We start from the raw sequence: 13,780 nt of genomic DNA on the forward strand, positions 1-13,780 counted from the left end.
GGTCATCAAGCGCGTCAGGCGCAGGATCCGGGCCCACAGACCGGCTTCCCCGCGCCCGGCGGCGGGGGGGCTGTGTGACGTCGACGCGGTGGGCGGCGCGGGGGCGGACAGCCGCGCGCAGGCCGGGGCCGGGGGGGCGGAATGCCCTCGCACCCGGCAGAGACCTTGGATAGAAGCCGGGGGGCGACGCATTGCGGCGCCTTTTTTGCACGGCCCCGCGACGCCACGCGTGTGGCAGGAAGAGGGGAGTGCCCGGTATGAGTATTTTCAGATCCCTTGGCCCGGCGGTTGGCCATACCCCCCCGGCAGAGGCGCTTCGGAACGGGTTCGGGGCCTTCGCCGCGCTTGTGGTCATCGCCGTCTTCGTGCTGTCGCCCCTGGTCGACCTGTCCACCGGGCTGTTCCTCATCGCGCCCTTCGGGGCCACCTCCGTCCTTCTGTTCGCGGTGCCCAACAGCCCGCTGGCCCAGCCCTGGTCGGTGGTCGTCGGCAACACGCTGGCGGCCATCGTCGGGGTCGCCGCCTGCCTCTGGGTCCCCGATCCTTCCCTGCGGATCGCGGTGGCGGTCGGCGGGGCGATCGTCGTCACCATCCTTGCCCGGGCGGTGCATCCCCCGGCGGGCGCGGTGGCCATGGTGGCCGCCATGAGCCCCGAGACGGTAGAGGCGATGGGGTTCACCTTTGCGCTGACGCCGGTGGCGGTGGGAAGCCTTGCGCTGGTCGCCCTGGCGGCGGTCTACGCGCGCCTGACCGGGCGGCGCTACCCGTTCCGCCAGTTCAACGAACCCAACACCCACGGCACGGACGAACCCGGCGCGCTCGAACGGATCGGTCTGGGCGAGGCAGAGCTGACCGCGATCCTCGAACGCTATCGCCAGTCCTTCAACCTGGGCGTCGAGGACCTGGCCCGGCTGATCGGCGCGGCGGAATTGCAGGCCGCCAGCCACGAGGTCGGCCCGCTGACCGCCGCCGACATCATGTCGCGCGACCTGATCACGGTCGGCCCCGGGACCCCGCTGGTCGAGGTGGCAGAGCTGTTCCGGCGCCACCGTTTCACCTCTCTGCCGGTGGTGGCCGAGGATGGGCGGTTCCTTGGGGTCATCTTCCAGATCCACCTGATCTCGCGGGTCAGGGAGGACGCGCTGCGGCTGGACCGGCGCTTTGTCGCGGCCATGCGGCGCCTGCTGGACCCTGCGCGGCGGCAGCCGGTGCGGGCGGGTGACATCATGAGCAGCGCCGGGGCCCGGGTTGCACCGGATGCGCCGCTGACCGTGCTCTTGCCGCTGCTGGCCGAGGGCGAGGCCGATGCCGTTCCGGTCATCGAAGACGGCCGGATCGTCGGCATCGTGACGCGGACCGATGCGGTGGCCGCCATGGCGCGCCTATCCATGCGCCGACCCTGACCTTTCGCGGGGCTTTGGCGGGGCCGCGTGGCCGGTAGACTTGAAACCGGGCCGCAAAGCGTCATGTTTAGACCGGCAGGGCCGCTTTGTGCGCAAAGCCGCCTGCGGGTTTCTTGCAGTTGCGAAAGGTATTCTTTGAAGCATCGGATTTTCAGTTTTTTCACGGACTATGTGCTGCCACTTGTACGGCGACCAGACATGATCCAGATCGCGGCCCTGTGTTATCGTGGCGAGGGGGCGGGGCGCGAAGTGCTTCTGATCACCAGCCGGGACACCGGGCGCTGGGTCATTCCCAAGGGCGGACTCATGCGCGGCCGGGACGCCGCAGAGGCCGCGGCAGAGGAAGCCTGGGAAGAGGCGGGCGTGCGTCCCGTCGCGATTCCCGCCGAGGCGATCGGCGAATTCCGCTACCTGAAGACCAAGCGGTCGGGCCTGCCGATCCCGGTCCGGGTTCTGGTCTACCCGATGGAGGTCGCGGGCCTTGAAGAGCGTTTTCCCGAAGCCGGTCAGCGCCGTCTGGCATGGCACGCGCCGCGTGACGCGGCGACACTGGTCGCGGAACCGGGCCTTCGGGAGATATTCGAACGTTTCCATACGGCATCTTCCGACGTCGCCTTGTTGTAAATCTGTTACATTGCCGTTACCCGCGTCTGCGTATTGCGGGAGTGAGTAATGTCGCACAACGATCTGGACCCCAGCCACCTCGAGACACTGGACCGTGACCTCGGACGGCTTTCGACGCTAGAGCAGGCCACGGCCTATGTCAGCCGACCGGTCATCGGGCTGGGAGTCGGGCTGGTCTTCGTGGTCTTCGCCGCGCTTCTGGCGGCGCTGATCTTCGGGCAGGCGAACAACACGCTGGTCGTGGTGATCGCGGCGGCCTTCGGGGCCTACATGGCGCTGAACATCGGCGCCAACGACGTGGCCAACAACATGGGGCCCGCGGTGGGCGCCAACGCGCTGACCATGGGCGGGGCCATCGCCATCGCGGTGGTCTTCGAAAGCGCGGGCGCCCTGATCGCGGGCGGCGACGTGGTCTCGACCATCGCCAAGGGCATCATCGCGCCGGAAAGCATGGGCACGCCCGGCGCCTTCATCACCGCCATGATGGCGGCGCTGCTGGCCTCGGCGCTCTGGGTCAACCTTGCCACATGGATCGGCGCGCCGGTCTCGACCACGCATTCGGTGGTCGGCGGCGTGATGGGTGCGGGCATCGCCGCGGCGGGCTTTGCCGCCGTCAGCTGGGGGCAGATGGGCGCGATTGCCGCAAGCTGGGTGATCTCGCCGATGCTGGGCGGGGCCATCGCCGCCGGGTTCCTGTGGTTCATCAAGTCGAACATCATCTACACCGAGGACAAGATCGCCTCTGCCCGGCGCTGGGTCCCGGTTCTGGTGGGCATCATGGGCGGCGCCTTTGCCGCCTATATCGCGCTGAAGGGCCTGAAGCAGCTGGTGAAGATCGACCTCGGCGCAGCGCTGTTGATCGGTCTGGGCTCCGGGGTCCTGATCTGGCTGGTGATGATCCCGGTGATCCGCCACCAGTCCGAGGGGCTGGAGAACCGCAACAAGTCGCTCAAGGTGCTGTTCGGCATCCCCCTGATCGTCTCGGCGGCGCTGCTCAGTTTTGCCCATGGCGCCAATGACGTGGCCAATGCGGTCGGTCCCCTGGCGGCCATTGTGCAGGCCTCGAGCACCGGCGATTTCACCCATGCCTTCGGCATCCCGATCTGGGTCATGGTGATCGGCGCCATGGGGATTTCCTTCGGCCTCTTCCTCTTCGGGCCGAAGCTGATCCGCATGGTCGGCAACCAGATCACCAAGCTGAACCCGATGCGCGCCTATTGCGTGGCGCTTTCGGCGGCGATCACGGTGATCGTGGCCAGCTGGCTGGGGCTGCCGGTCAGCTCGACCCATATCGCCGTGGGCGGCGTCTTTGGCGTGGGCTTCTTCCGGGAATGGGACGCAGAGCGCCGGATGCGCAACGTCAAGGCCGCCGTGCCGAAAGAGATGCGCCTGGCCCCCGAGGAACGGCGGCGGCGCAAGCTGGTGCGGCGGTCCCATTTCATGACCATCATCGCGGCCTGGGTGATCACGGTCCCGGCGGCGGCGCTGCTGTCTGCGGCGATCTTCACGGTGATCCGCGGCGTGCTGGAAGTCTCGTGACCGCCTGCGCGGGGCCTTTTCCCGTCGCGCCGGAGGGCATGAGCGGCCTGCCTGCAAGACGCCTCGCCACGGGAGGCAGGCCCTGACGGGCAAGCCGGGTGAGGGCCGGGCGCCAGCGCCTCCGACCGCACCGCCCCAAGGGCTCAACGGCGCGGATGACGGGCAGGGCGCAGCGGCGCTGAGGGCCCGCTATCTGGCCGGAAAACAGGTGCCCGGCCTCGTCGCCGTGGGCGGCATCAGGGCAGGGGGCGCTACAGCCGCATCACGCAGGGGTGGTGCTGTCGGGCGCGGCCCCGCGGGCACACAGGCCCCGAGCCGCCGCCGGATCACGCCCTACCCGCCAATCTGCGCTTTCGTCCAACGCCACCCCTTTGCCGGTCCGCCCCGGGCCGGAGCGGGCCGACAAGCGACGGGCGTCAGAAATCCCAGTCGGCGTCTTCGGTCGCGACGGTCTTGCCGATGACGTAGCTCGACCCAGACCCCGAGAAGAAGTCGTGGTTCTCGTCCGAACCCGGCGACAGGGCCGCCATGATCGCGGGGTTCACCCGGCAGGTCTCGTCCGGAAACAGCGCCTCGAAGCCGAGGTTCTGCAGCGCCTTGTTGGCGTTGTAATGCAGGAAGGCCTTGACGTCCTCGGTCAGGCCCAGCGGATCGTAGAGCTGCTGGGTATAGCGCGCCTCGATGTCGTAGAGGTCGAAGAGCAGCGCAAAGGCAAAGTCCTTCAACTCGGCCCGTTCGGCCTCGGGCAGGCGCTCCAGCGCGCGCTGGAACTTGTAGCCGATGTAATAGCCATGGATCGCCTCGTCCCGGATGATCAGCCGGATCAGGTCGGCGGTATTGGTCAGGCGCGCACGGCTGGACCAGTGCATGGGCAGGTAGAAGCCCGAGTAGAAGAGGAAGCTTTCGAGGAACACGCTGGCGATCTTCTTCTTCAGCGGGTTCGCGGTGGCGTCATATTCGTCGAGGATCAGGCGGGACTTGGCCTGAAGGTGTTCGTTCTCCGCCGACCAGCGGAAGGCCTCGTCCACCTGAACGGTCTGGCACAGGGTCGAGAAGACCGACGAATAGGACCGCGCGTGCACCGCCTCCATGAAGGCGATATTGGTCAGCACCGCCTCTTCGTGCGGTGTCTGGGCGTCGGGCATCAGGGCGGGCGCGCCGACCGTGTTCTGGATCGTGTCCAGCAGCGTCAGCCCGGTGAAGACCCGGATCGTCAGGGTCTGTTCGTCCTCGGTCAGCTGCGACCAGCTTTGGATGTCGTTCGACAGCGGCACCTTTTCCGGCAGCCAGAAATTGGCGGTCAGGCGGTTCCAGATTTCCAGGTCCTTGTCGTCCTGAAGGCGGTTCCAGTTGATCGCGCGGGGGACGGGGCGGGTGTGGGTCATGTCTTTCATCGTCTCGTTCCTCAAAGCGTGCAGGACACGCAGCCCTCGACTTCGGTGCCTTCCAGCGCGGCCTGGCGCAGGCGGATGTAGTAGATTGTCTTGATGCCCTTCTTCCAGGCGTAGATCTGCGCGCGGTTGATATCGCGGGTGCTGGCCTCGGCGGGGAAGAACAGGGTCAGCGACAGGCCCTGGTCGACGTGTTCCGTCGCCGCGGCATAGGTGTCGATGATCGCCTCGGGGCCGATGTCGTAGGCGTCGCGGTAATATTCGAGGTTCTCGGCGTTCATGTAGGGCGCCGGATAGTAGACGCGACCGATCTTGCCCTCCTTGCGGATCTCGATCTTCGCGGTGATCGGATGGATCGAGGAGGTCGCATAGTTGATGTAGCTGATCGACCCAGTGGGCGGCACCGCCTGCAGGTTGCGATTGTACAGCCCGTGCGTCATCACGTCCTTCTTGAGCGCGACCCAGTCCTTCTTGCCCGGCAGCTCGATGCCGAACCGCTTGAACAGCGCCTTCACGGATGGCTGCTCGGGGCGCCAGCTGCGGTCGGTGTACTTGTCGAAATAGCTGCCATCCGCATAGGCCGAGGTCTCGAACCCCTTGAAGCTGCGGCCCTTCTCCTGCGCCAGTCGGCAAGAGGCGGTCAGCGCGTGGAACAGGATGGCGGCGAAATAGGCGCTGGTGAATTCCACGCCTTCGGGGCTGCCGTACTGGATATGCTCGCGCGCAAGGAAGCCGTGCAGGTTCATCTGCCCAAGCCCGATGGCGTGGCTTTCGTCGTTGCCCTTGCGGATCGAGGGCACCGAGTCGATGGCCGACATCTCGGACACCGCGTTCAGCGCCCGGATCGCGGTGCCGACAGAGGCGCCCAGATCGCCGCCATCCATGGCCCGCGCGATGTTCATGGACCCGAGGTTGCAGGAGATGTCGGTGCCCATGTGCGCATAGCTGAGGTCGTCGTTGAATTCGGACGGCTCGTTCACCTGAAGGATCTCGGAGCAGAGGTTCGACATGGTGATCCGGCCCGCGATCGGGTTCGCGCGGTTCACCGTGTCCTCGAACATGATGTAGGGATAGCCGCTTTCGAACTGGATTTCGGCCAGCGTCTGGAAGAACGCGCGCGCGTTGATCTTCTTCTTGCGGATCTTCGGGTTGTCGACCATCTCGGCGTATTTCTCGGTGACCGAGATTTCCGAGAAGGCACAGCCGTAGACCCGTTCGACGTCATGGGGCGAGAAGAGGTACATGTCCTCGTTGCGCTTCGCCAGCTCGAAGGTCACGTCCGGGATCACCACGCCAAGGCTGAGGGTCTTGATGCGGATCTTCTCGTCGGCATTTTCGCGCTTGGTGTCGAGAAAGCGCAGGATATCCGGGTGATGCGCGTGCAGATAGACCGCGCCCGCACCCTGCCGGGCGCCCAGCTGGTTGGCGTAGCTGAAGCTGTCCTCCAGCAGTTTCATCACCGGGATGACGCCCGAGGACTGGTTCTCGATCCCCTTGATGGGCGCGCCGTACTCGCGGATGTTGGTCAGCATCAGGGCCACGCCACCGCCGCGCTTGGACAGTTGCAGGGCCGAGTTGATGCCGCGCCCGATGCTTTCCATGTTGTCTTCCAGCCGCAGCAGGAAGCAGGACACGAATTCGCCCCGCGCGGTCTTGCCGGCGTTCAGGAAGGTCGGCGTCGCGGGCTGGAACCGGCCCGAGAGGATTTCCTCCATCAGCTGCATGGCCAGCGTCTCATCGCCCTGCGCCAGCGCCAGCGCGTTCATCACGACGCGGTCTTCGTAGCGTTCCAGGAACCGCTGCCCGTCGCGGGTTTTCAGCGTGTAAGAGGTGTAATACTTGAACGCGCCAAGGAAGGTCGGAAAGCGGAACTTCTTGGCAAAGGCGGCCTCCCAGATCCTGCGAAGGAAGTCCCGGGGGTACTGTTCCAGAACCTGCGCCTCATAGTAGCCCTCGTCGACGAGATAGCCCAGCTTCTCTTCCAGCGAATGGAAGAAGACCGTGTTCTGGTTCACATGTTGCAGGAAATACTGCCGCGCCGCCATGCGGTCGGCTTCGAACTGGATGTTGCCCTCTGCGTCATAGAGGTTCAGCATCGCGTTCAGCGCGTGGTAATCAAGGCCTTGGGTCAGGCTGGCGTCAAGCATCGGGTTCCCCAGAAGGTTTGCAGCCCGTCACGAACACGGGCGATGTCGGCGTCGGTCCCCGCGAGTTCGAACCGGTAGAGCACGGGCACGTTGCATTTTCGGGCGATGACCTGTCCGGCCATCGCGAATGTCTCTCCGAAGTTCCGGTTGCCGCTGGCGATCACGCCGCGCAGCAGGGTCCGGTTCGCTTCGATGTTCAGAAACCGGATCACCGGCTTGGCCACCGCGCCGCGCCCCGCCCCGTCCGCGTAGGTCGGACAGATCAGCACGAAGGGCGCGGTCATCAGCGGCGGCGCGGCATCGCCGCGCAGGGGCAGCCGGGTGGCGGGAAGGCCGAGCCGCTCCACGAACCGGGCCGTGTTGCCCGAGCCGCTGGAAAAATAGGCGAGGCCCCCCATGACCGACCGCCCGGCGTCAGGACAGGCGGCTGATCATGTCGGGACGGAACCCGGCCCAGTGCTCGTCGCCCGCGACGACAACCGGCGCCTGCCGGTATCCAAGCCCGGTGACCAGTTCCATGGCCGCGGCGTCCTCGGTCAGGTCGACGAGGCGGAAATCGATGCCGCGCGCGGTCAGGGCGCGGGTGGTTGCGGTGCATTGCACGCAGGCGGGCTTGGAATAGACGGTGATACTCATGCGGTTGTCCCTTTGCCGGTTTGCTGCCTGTGGGCGAAGCGGACACGGGGACAGGGCCAAACGACCTATCCGCGCGCCCGGGCCCTCCGCCGCGGTCGTCGTTCATGCTCTGGCAGGTCTCCTGACTTGCGGCTCAAACGTTGCCCGTCCGCCTTCCCGGTGCCGTCCGACACCAGTGGAATGGACAGAAACTCGCCGTTTACAGTTGCGGGGGCAGTGCCGGACCCTCACCGGCTTCCCTCTTAGCCGACGAGTCACCCCGCCGGAACCAAAGCAACTGCATATTGCGATCCGGGGCAGGGGGGTGTCAATATATTGAAGGTCGTTTTCCGGGGATAAGTCGACGTCCGGTATCGGCAGGGGCTTTTCGGGTCCGTCATCCTGCCTGTCGCCCGGGCGGGAAGCGGCGGGCCGACCACCGGAGGATGCCCCGTCGCGAAGGCCGGGCTGTGGCGCGCCGGGCCCGGCTTTCCGCGCCCGCTGGTCCTGCGGCGAACAGCGCGCATCCACAAGGCCCCCGCCGCCGCGCGCCGGGCATCGGCCAGCATGCTCCGCCGACGGGCTGCCGGGGGTCCATCAGTTCCAGCGCCACCGAATATCCCGATGCGCCAATGCGTTACCCCCTCACGGCCAGGGACCCGCTGCCTTTGCTGTTGCCGCGGAGCGCGATCTCTGTATCTTCCGGCCTGCCACGGTTCCGCAACGGCGGATGAAAAGGGAACGCAGGACGGGGAGACCCAGGCTGCGGCTGCCCTCGCAACTGTAGGCGGCGAGTTCGCGATCGTGCCACTGGCCCCCGGGCCGGGAAGGGATCATCGAACGTCCGAGCCGCGAGCCAGGAGACCTGCCATGGCAGACGCAACCGCCGACGAGGGGCTCGGCAGGGTGGCAGCCATGGCCATGGGGCCGGACGCCGAAGGGCGCCGGGTCCGGCGCCGTGATGCACCCCAAGAGCACCTCGGGAAACAAAACTGATCGAGGTGATCGCATGTTGTTCAAATCCACCCTCTCCGCCGCGGCTGTCGCGCTGGCGACCTCGGTGCCCCTTTGGGCCGAAACCATCACCGACGATGTCGGCCGCTCGGTCGAGGTCGATCTTCCGATCCAGCGCGCGGTGATCTTCAACCGCTACTCGGTGGAATTCGCCCGCGCCATCGGCGCCATCGACCAGGTTGTCGGCACCGGCGCCAGCACCTATCGCGACCCGGATTACTGGCCCGAGTTCACCGAGGCCGATGTGGTCGGGCAGGGGCAGAACGAACCGAACTACGAGGCGATCATCGCCAAGAACCCCGATCTGGTGATCCTGCCGCGCAATGGCGTCTACGAAGAGGCGGCGCGCCAGCTGGAACCCTTCGGCATCCCGGTCATGGTCATCACCGCCTGGGACACGCTGAAGCATGTCGAGAACGTCGAGCTGATGGGCAAGCTTTTCGGCCAGGAAGAGCAGGCGGCGGATCTGGTGGATTACTACGTCGGCTACCAGACCCTGCTGGCCGAGCGTCTGGACGGTGTCCCGCCGGTGCCTGTCTACCTCGAGGAAAAGCGCCCGCTCGTGACCGTGACGCCGGGGTCCGGCTGGCATGACATGATCGCCGCCGGCGGGGGCCAGAATGTCTTTGGCGATATCGTCATCGAGGATCAGGCGGCCTCGCGCGGGAACGTCAACGCCTTCACCATCGACCCCGAGGAAATCGTCCAGCGCCAGCCGCAGCTGATCGTCAAGCTGGAGCCGGGTTCCTACACCACGATCCCCGAGGCGCAATACGCGACGACTTGGGCCGACCTGACCGGCCGCGAGGAAATCCTGTCCTCTCCGGCGGGGCAAAGCGGCAATGTCCACGTCATCAACTACTACCTCGCGGGCGGGTCGTCCAAGATCACCGGCGCCCTGCAGATCGCCAAATGGGCGCACCCCGAGCTGTTCGCCGATATCGACCCCGAAGAAGCGATGCGCCGGTGGATCGAGGACTTCCAGGGCCTGCCCTACCAGCCCGGCATGACCTATCGGGCCGGGTTCTGAGCGGGTCCATGCGGACCCTGTCGACAGGCGGGGCGGTGCAGGCCGCCCCCAGCGCCACTCCGACCGTCGCCACCGCCGCCTCTGTCGGCGATCTCTATCGCGCGTCCGGCAGGCGGCGCGCCACGATCGTGGCGCTGTCCTTCGTCCTGCTGATCGTGGCCGCGGCGGCGGTGGCGGTGCGCGGCATCAACGAAACCGGCATCGGCACGCTGGCACTGGTGGTGCTGGAGCGGCTGAGCTTCGGCCATCTCGATCTGGTAGAGGACGAACAGGCCGCCCGCGTCCTTTTGTTCCTGCGCCTGCCGCGCGTGGTCATGGCCATGGTCGCCGGGGCGGCGCTGTCGGTATCGGGCGTGCTGATGCAGGCCATCACCCGCAACCCGCTGGTCAGCCCCTATACCATCGGCGTGTCCTCGGCGGCGGGCTTCGGCGCCTCTGTCGCGATCATGTTCGGCGTCGGTGTGCAGGCGGCGGGGGTCTACTTCGTGCCGCTCTCGGCCTTTGCCTGCGCGCTGCTCTGCGCGGTCTGCGTCTTCTCGCTGGCCTGGTGGCGGGGCATGGGGGCGCAGGCGATGATCCTGACCGGGATCGCGCTGATGTATCTGTTCAGCGCCATGACGGCGGCGGTGCAGTTCGTCGCGACCGAAGAACAGCTGGCCCGCGTGGTGCACTGGACCTTCGGCAGCCTGAACGGCGTGCAATGGGATGCGGTGGGTCTTTGTGCCGTGCTGCTGGCGGTGATCCTGCCGGTGATGCAGCGCAAGGCCTGGCAGCTGAACGCGCTGACCGTGGCGGGCGACGACGTGGCGCAGTCGCTGGGCATGAACGTGCCCCGGCTGCGGGTCACGGCGATCCTGCTGTCGGTCGTGGCGGCGGCGGGTGTCATCAGCTTTGTCGGGGTGATCGGCTTTGTCGGGCTGATCGGCCCGCATCTGGCGCGCATGATCATCGGCGGCGATCACCGCCTGCTGATCCCCTTCGCGGCGATCTGCGGCGCGGCGCTGTTGCTGGTGGCCGACACCGTGGGGCGGCTGGCCTTCAGCCCGACCGTCCTGCCGGTGGGGATCGTCGTGGCCTTCGTGGGTGTGCCGATGTTCCTGCACCTCGTCATTTCCCGCAAACGGGAGACCTTCGCATGACCACGCTTCAGGCCAGGGGCCTGTGCCAGAGCATCGGCGGGCGCACCGTCCTCGACGAGGTCAGCCTCTCTGTCGGACCGGGGGAGATCCTTGGCCTGATCGGTCCGAACGGCGCGGGCAAATCGACGCTGGTGCGCGCCCTGCTGGGCCAGTCCCGCCCGGATCGCGGCGCGGTCCTGTTGGGCGGCCAGCCCGTGCGCAGCCTGTCGGCGCGCGCCTGTGCCCGGCAGATCGCCTATGTGCCGCAGCGTCCGCCGGACGGCTTTCCGGTGACGGTCTTCGACACCTGCCTGCTGGGGCGCACGCCCTACATGGGCACGCGGCCCCGGGCCGGGGATATCGCGGTGGTGGAAAGCGTGCTTGACCGGCTTGACCTTGCCGGGCTGGCCTTCCGCACCATGGATGCGCTCAGCGGCGGCGAGCGTCAGCGGGTCATGCTGGCCCGCGCGCTGGCGCAACAGACGCCGTTGATCGTCCTGGACGAGCCGACCAGCGCGCTGGACATCGGCAACCAGCTTGCAACGCTGCGCCTTCTGGCGGACGAGGTCCGCACGCGCGGGGTCGGGGTCATCGTCGCGATCCACGACCTGTCTCTGGCGGCGCGCTTCTCGACCCGGATCGCGCTGCTGCACGAAGGCCGGCTGGTGGCCGAGGGGCCGTGGGAAACCGCCCTCACCCCCCAGACCATCCGCCAGACCTACGGGGTGGAGGCCGAGATCGGCCAGCTGCGCGATGCGCCGGTGATCGCGCCCTTCGAGGTGCGGGCATGAGGGACGAAGACCCCGGGTTCCAGGTCACGCCGGTGCGGGCAATGGCAGAGGCCTTGCCCGCGCCGCACTGGCCCAACCGTCCCACCACCTTAGCAGAGACCATGCGGGTGGTCGGGCAGCTGGGAGAGCGGTTTGTCGTCAGCGGGGCAGAGCACCGCGACGGCTGGCTTGCGGCAACGGCCCTGTCTGACGCGGAGATTGCAGGCGAGGTGGCGGCCCGGGGCCGGGCTGCCGGGGTCGAGGATGCGAAGGCCGCCGCCGTCCTGTTCCTGCAGACCTACGCCTACCGGGTGGCCGCGCCGCTGCTGGCGGCATGGGTCCTGTTCGGGCGTCTGCCCGATGTCTCTGCCGGAAACGTGCTGCTGCGTTTCGGCGCGGACGGGCGTCCCTCGGCGTTGGCCTTGCGCGAACCGCGCATGACCGGGCTGCCGCAGGACAGGCTGCCCGATGCCGAAGGCGCGGCCTCGGACGATCTGACAGGCGCCGCGATCCGGCTGCTGCTGGCGGAGCACCTGCTGCCCCTGCATGACCGCGTCAGGGCGCAGTATCGCCTTGGCGGCTTGCTGGCCAAGGGCGCGGTGACCTCGCAGATCGGGCTGATTCTGACATGGATCGACACGCACAGCAGGGTGCCCTGGGCCAGAACCGCCGGGATCGGCCTGGATCTCTTCGAACGGTCGGGCGACAGCCTTGCCGGTCAGGGCAGGGCGGGCGAGATGCTGCACCTGTCGTCGGGCGGGACCGAGGGCATCGCCTTCCGGCGCGGGACCTGTTGCCTGGCCTACAAGGCCCCGCACAAGGGTTATTGCGGCGGCTGCCCGCTGAAGAAACCCGCCGAGATCCGCGCTTCGCAGGAAAAGAAGTTCGCCGAGCGTCCGACAGGTGGCCTGCTGGGCGACTGGCAGCCTTCCCCGGTTCCCTAGCCGGGCGGATCAGATCTCGGTCGCGGCCCCGGCAAGCAGGCCCGGCACGGGCGGCACGCGGTAGCCTTCGAAGGCGGGCATGACCTCGGTGGCAAACAGTGTCATGGCCGCCTCTGCCTGGGGCATCGGGATCAGCCCGTTGGCGTCGAAGAAGCAGCGCAGGTTGCGGCAGCCGGTGCGGGCGATCAGCGCCCCGATCTGCTGGCGGCAGGCCTCGGGCGTCCCGGCAATGGCAAAGCCCTCCAGCATCGCGGCCCGGTCGCGGGGCGGGGCAGGGGGCTGGCCCCGCTCGGCGGCCCGCGCGGCGCGCCGGGCATTCAGCGCCTCGGTCAGCCGGTCCAGCGCGGCCATGGCCGCCGCTTCGCTGGGTGCGGGCAGGACGTAGCGCGACAGCGAAGAGGCCGCCATCGGCCCGGGCCCTGCGCCAAGGCGCCTGAGGGCGTCCCGGAAAACGGGAATCTGGCGGGACTCGTTCGGCTCGAGGCTCAGAAGCAGCGGAAAGCCATGCCGCGCGGCCACCGCCACCGTCTCTTCCGAGACACCGGCGACGAAGACAGGCGGATGCGGGCGCTGCACGGGCGGCGGCCCGACCTCGGTTTCCGCAAAGGGCCAGGCGGGACCGTCAGAGGCGACGCGGGGCTCCGTCCAGGCCCGCAGCATCACCGTCAGCGCCTCGACGAACCGGTCCCGGGCCGTGCCGGGATCGATCCCGAGCCTGTCGAAAGTCGCCGGTTCCGTGCCGCGACCGATGCCGACATCGACCCGCCCGCCGCTCTGGAAATCCAGCTGCGCGATCTGTTCCGCCAGCATCAGCGGGTGGTGCAGCGGCAGCACGAGGATCGAGGTCCCGAAGCGCAGCCGCTGGGTCCGGCCAAGGATCTCTGCCCCAAGCAGCGGCAGGTGCGGATAGGGCAGGCCGGTCCGCCGGAAATGGAACTCGTTGAACCAGATCCCGCCATAGCCCTGCGCATCGGCCCGTTCCACCAGCCGCATCAGCGCCGCGTGATCCCCCAGCGTCCCGTCCCGGGCAAAGCCCGCCAGATCGAAACGCAGCCTTTGCGCGTCTTGCATCATGGTGCCCGGCCCGACGGGGATCTCGGCTGCTCTGGTGGTGCAAAGCCCATGCGTAACGCTCCCTAGCCGGTCCCGGTCCGGCCTTCTGACCTTCGCCGTTGTGGCAGGTCT

General features: G+C 67.7%; 13 protein-coding genes and 2 riboswitches. Of the genes, 8 read left to right on the forward strand and 5 right to left on the reverse strand.

Annotated features, from left to right (window positions below):
- The first annotated feature begins 257 nt into the window (after positions 1-257).
- From ACN5KJ_RS18885 to ACN5KJ_RS18895, 3 genes are all read left to right on the forward strand, one after another.
- Positions 258-1,403, forward strand: a complete 1,146-nt coding sequence (locus ACN5KJ_RS18885; protein ID WP_418595553.1) for an HPP family protein — start codon at positions 258-260, stop codon at positions 1,401-1,403.
- A 198-nt stretch (positions 1,404-1,601) separates the two neighbouring features.
- A complete protein-coding gene (locus tag ACN5KJ_RS18890; RefSeq protein ID WP_418595555.1) occupies positions 1,602-2,027 on the forward strand; it encodes an NUDIX hydrolase in 426 nt (141 codons plus the stop codon).
- Positions 2,028-2,075: 48 nt separating this feature from the next.
- On the forward strand, positions 2,076-3,566 hold the full coding sequence (locus tag ACN5KJ_RS18895; protein ID WP_418595557.1) for an inorganic phosphate transporter: 1,491 nt from the start codon (positions 2,076-2,078) through the stop codon (positions 3,564-3,566).
- A gap of 416 nt (positions 3,567-3,982) precedes the next feature.
- Here the strand turns inward: ACN5KJ_RS18895 and nrdF are convergent, their stop codons facing one another.
- From nrdF to nrdH, 4 genes are read right to left on the reverse strand one after another with little or no spacing between them, the layout of a single operon-like run.
- Positions 3,983-4,960: a class 1b ribonucleoside-diphosphate reductase subunit beta gene (gene nrdF, locus ACN5KJ_RS18900; protein WP_347168244.1), complete on the reverse strand. Its 978-nt coding sequence runs from the start codon at positions 4,958-4,960 to the stop codon at positions 3,983-3,985.
- 11 nt (positions 4,961-4,971) lie between these two features.
- Complete coding sequence (gene nrdE / locus ACN5KJ_RS18905; protein WP_418595558.1) at positions 4,972-7,104, reverse strand: class 1b ribonucleoside-diphosphate reductase subunit alpha; 2,133 nt, start codon at positions 7,102-7,104, stop codon at positions 4,972-4,974.
- Positions 7,086-7,502 (reverse strand): class Ib ribonucleoside-diphosphate reductase assembly flavoprotein NrdI, encoded by a 417-nt coding sequence (gene nrdI, locus ACN5KJ_RS18910; protein WP_347168246.1) that lies wholly within the window; start codon positions 7,500-7,502, stop codon positions 7,086-7,088. The genes nrdE and nrdI overlap by 19 nt, the downstream gene beginning before the upstream one ends.
- 16 nt (positions 7,503-7,518) lie before the next feature.
- Positions 7,519-7,740, reverse strand: a complete 222-nt coding sequence (gene nrdH, locus ACN5KJ_RS18915; RefSeq protein WP_347168247.1) for a glutaredoxin-like protein NrdH — start codon at positions 7,738-7,740, stop codon at positions 7,519-7,521.
- Between the two features lie 93 nt (positions 7,741-7,833).
- Positions 7,834-8,028: riboswitch (cobalamin riboswitch) on the reverse strand.
- Positions 8,029-8,415: 387 nt separating this feature from the next.
- Positions 8,416-8,607, forward strand: a riboswitch (cobalamin riboswitch).
- Here nrdH and ACN5KJ_RS18920 point away from each other — a divergent pair.
- The 5 genes from ACN5KJ_RS18920 (at position 8,590) to ACN5KJ_RS18940 (ending at position 12,595) form a co-directional block, all read left to right on the forward strand.
- Positions 8,590-8,715: a hypothetical protein gene (locus ACN5KJ_RS18920; RefSeq protein WP_347168248.1), complete on the forward strand. Its 126-nt coding sequence runs from the start codon at positions 8,590-8,592 to the stop codon at positions 8,713-8,715. (Overlaps the previous riboswitch by 18 nt.)
- Positions 8,716-8,728: 13 nt before the next feature.
- Positions 8,729-9,763, forward strand: coding sequence for an ABC transporter substrate-binding protein (locus ACN5KJ_RS18925; RefSeq protein ID WP_418595561.1), 1,035 nt, complete (start codon positions 8,729-8,731; stop codon positions 9,761-9,763).
- Positions 9,764-9,771: 8 nt separating this feature from the next.
- A complete protein-coding gene (locus ACN5KJ_RS18930; protein ID WP_418595563.1) occupies positions 9,772-10,902 on the forward strand; it encodes a FecCD family ABC transporter permease in 1,131 nt (376 codons plus the stop codon).
- The gene (locus ACN5KJ_RS18935) at positions 10,899-11,672 is read left to right on the forward strand and encodes an ABC transporter ATP-binding protein (RefSeq protein WP_418595565.1); all 774 of its coding nucleotides are present in this window, start codon (positions 10,899-10,901) and stop codon (positions 11,670-11,672) included. The genes ACN5KJ_RS18930 and ACN5KJ_RS18935 overlap by 4 nt, the downstream gene beginning before the upstream one ends.
- A complete protein-coding gene (locus ACN5KJ_RS18940; RefSeq protein WP_418595567.1) occupies positions 11,669-12,595 on the forward strand; it encodes a (2Fe-2S)-binding protein in 927 nt (308 codons plus the stop codon). The genes ACN5KJ_RS18935 and ACN5KJ_RS18940 overlap by 4 nt, the downstream gene beginning before the upstream one ends.
- Before the next feature lie 9 nt (positions 12,596-12,604).
- Here ACN5KJ_RS18940 and ACN5KJ_RS18945 read toward each other — a convergent pair whose 3' ends face one another.
- Positions 12,605-13,669: an LLM class flavin-dependent oxidoreductase gene (locus ACN5KJ_RS18945; RefSeq protein WP_418595569.1), complete on the reverse strand. Its 1,065-nt coding sequence runs from the start codon at positions 13,667-13,669 to the stop codon at positions 12,605-12,607.
- Positions 13,670-13,780 lie beyond the last annotated feature (111 nt).

The sequence above is a fragment of the Ponticoccus sp. (in: a-proteobacteria) genome (assembly GCF_048381735.1).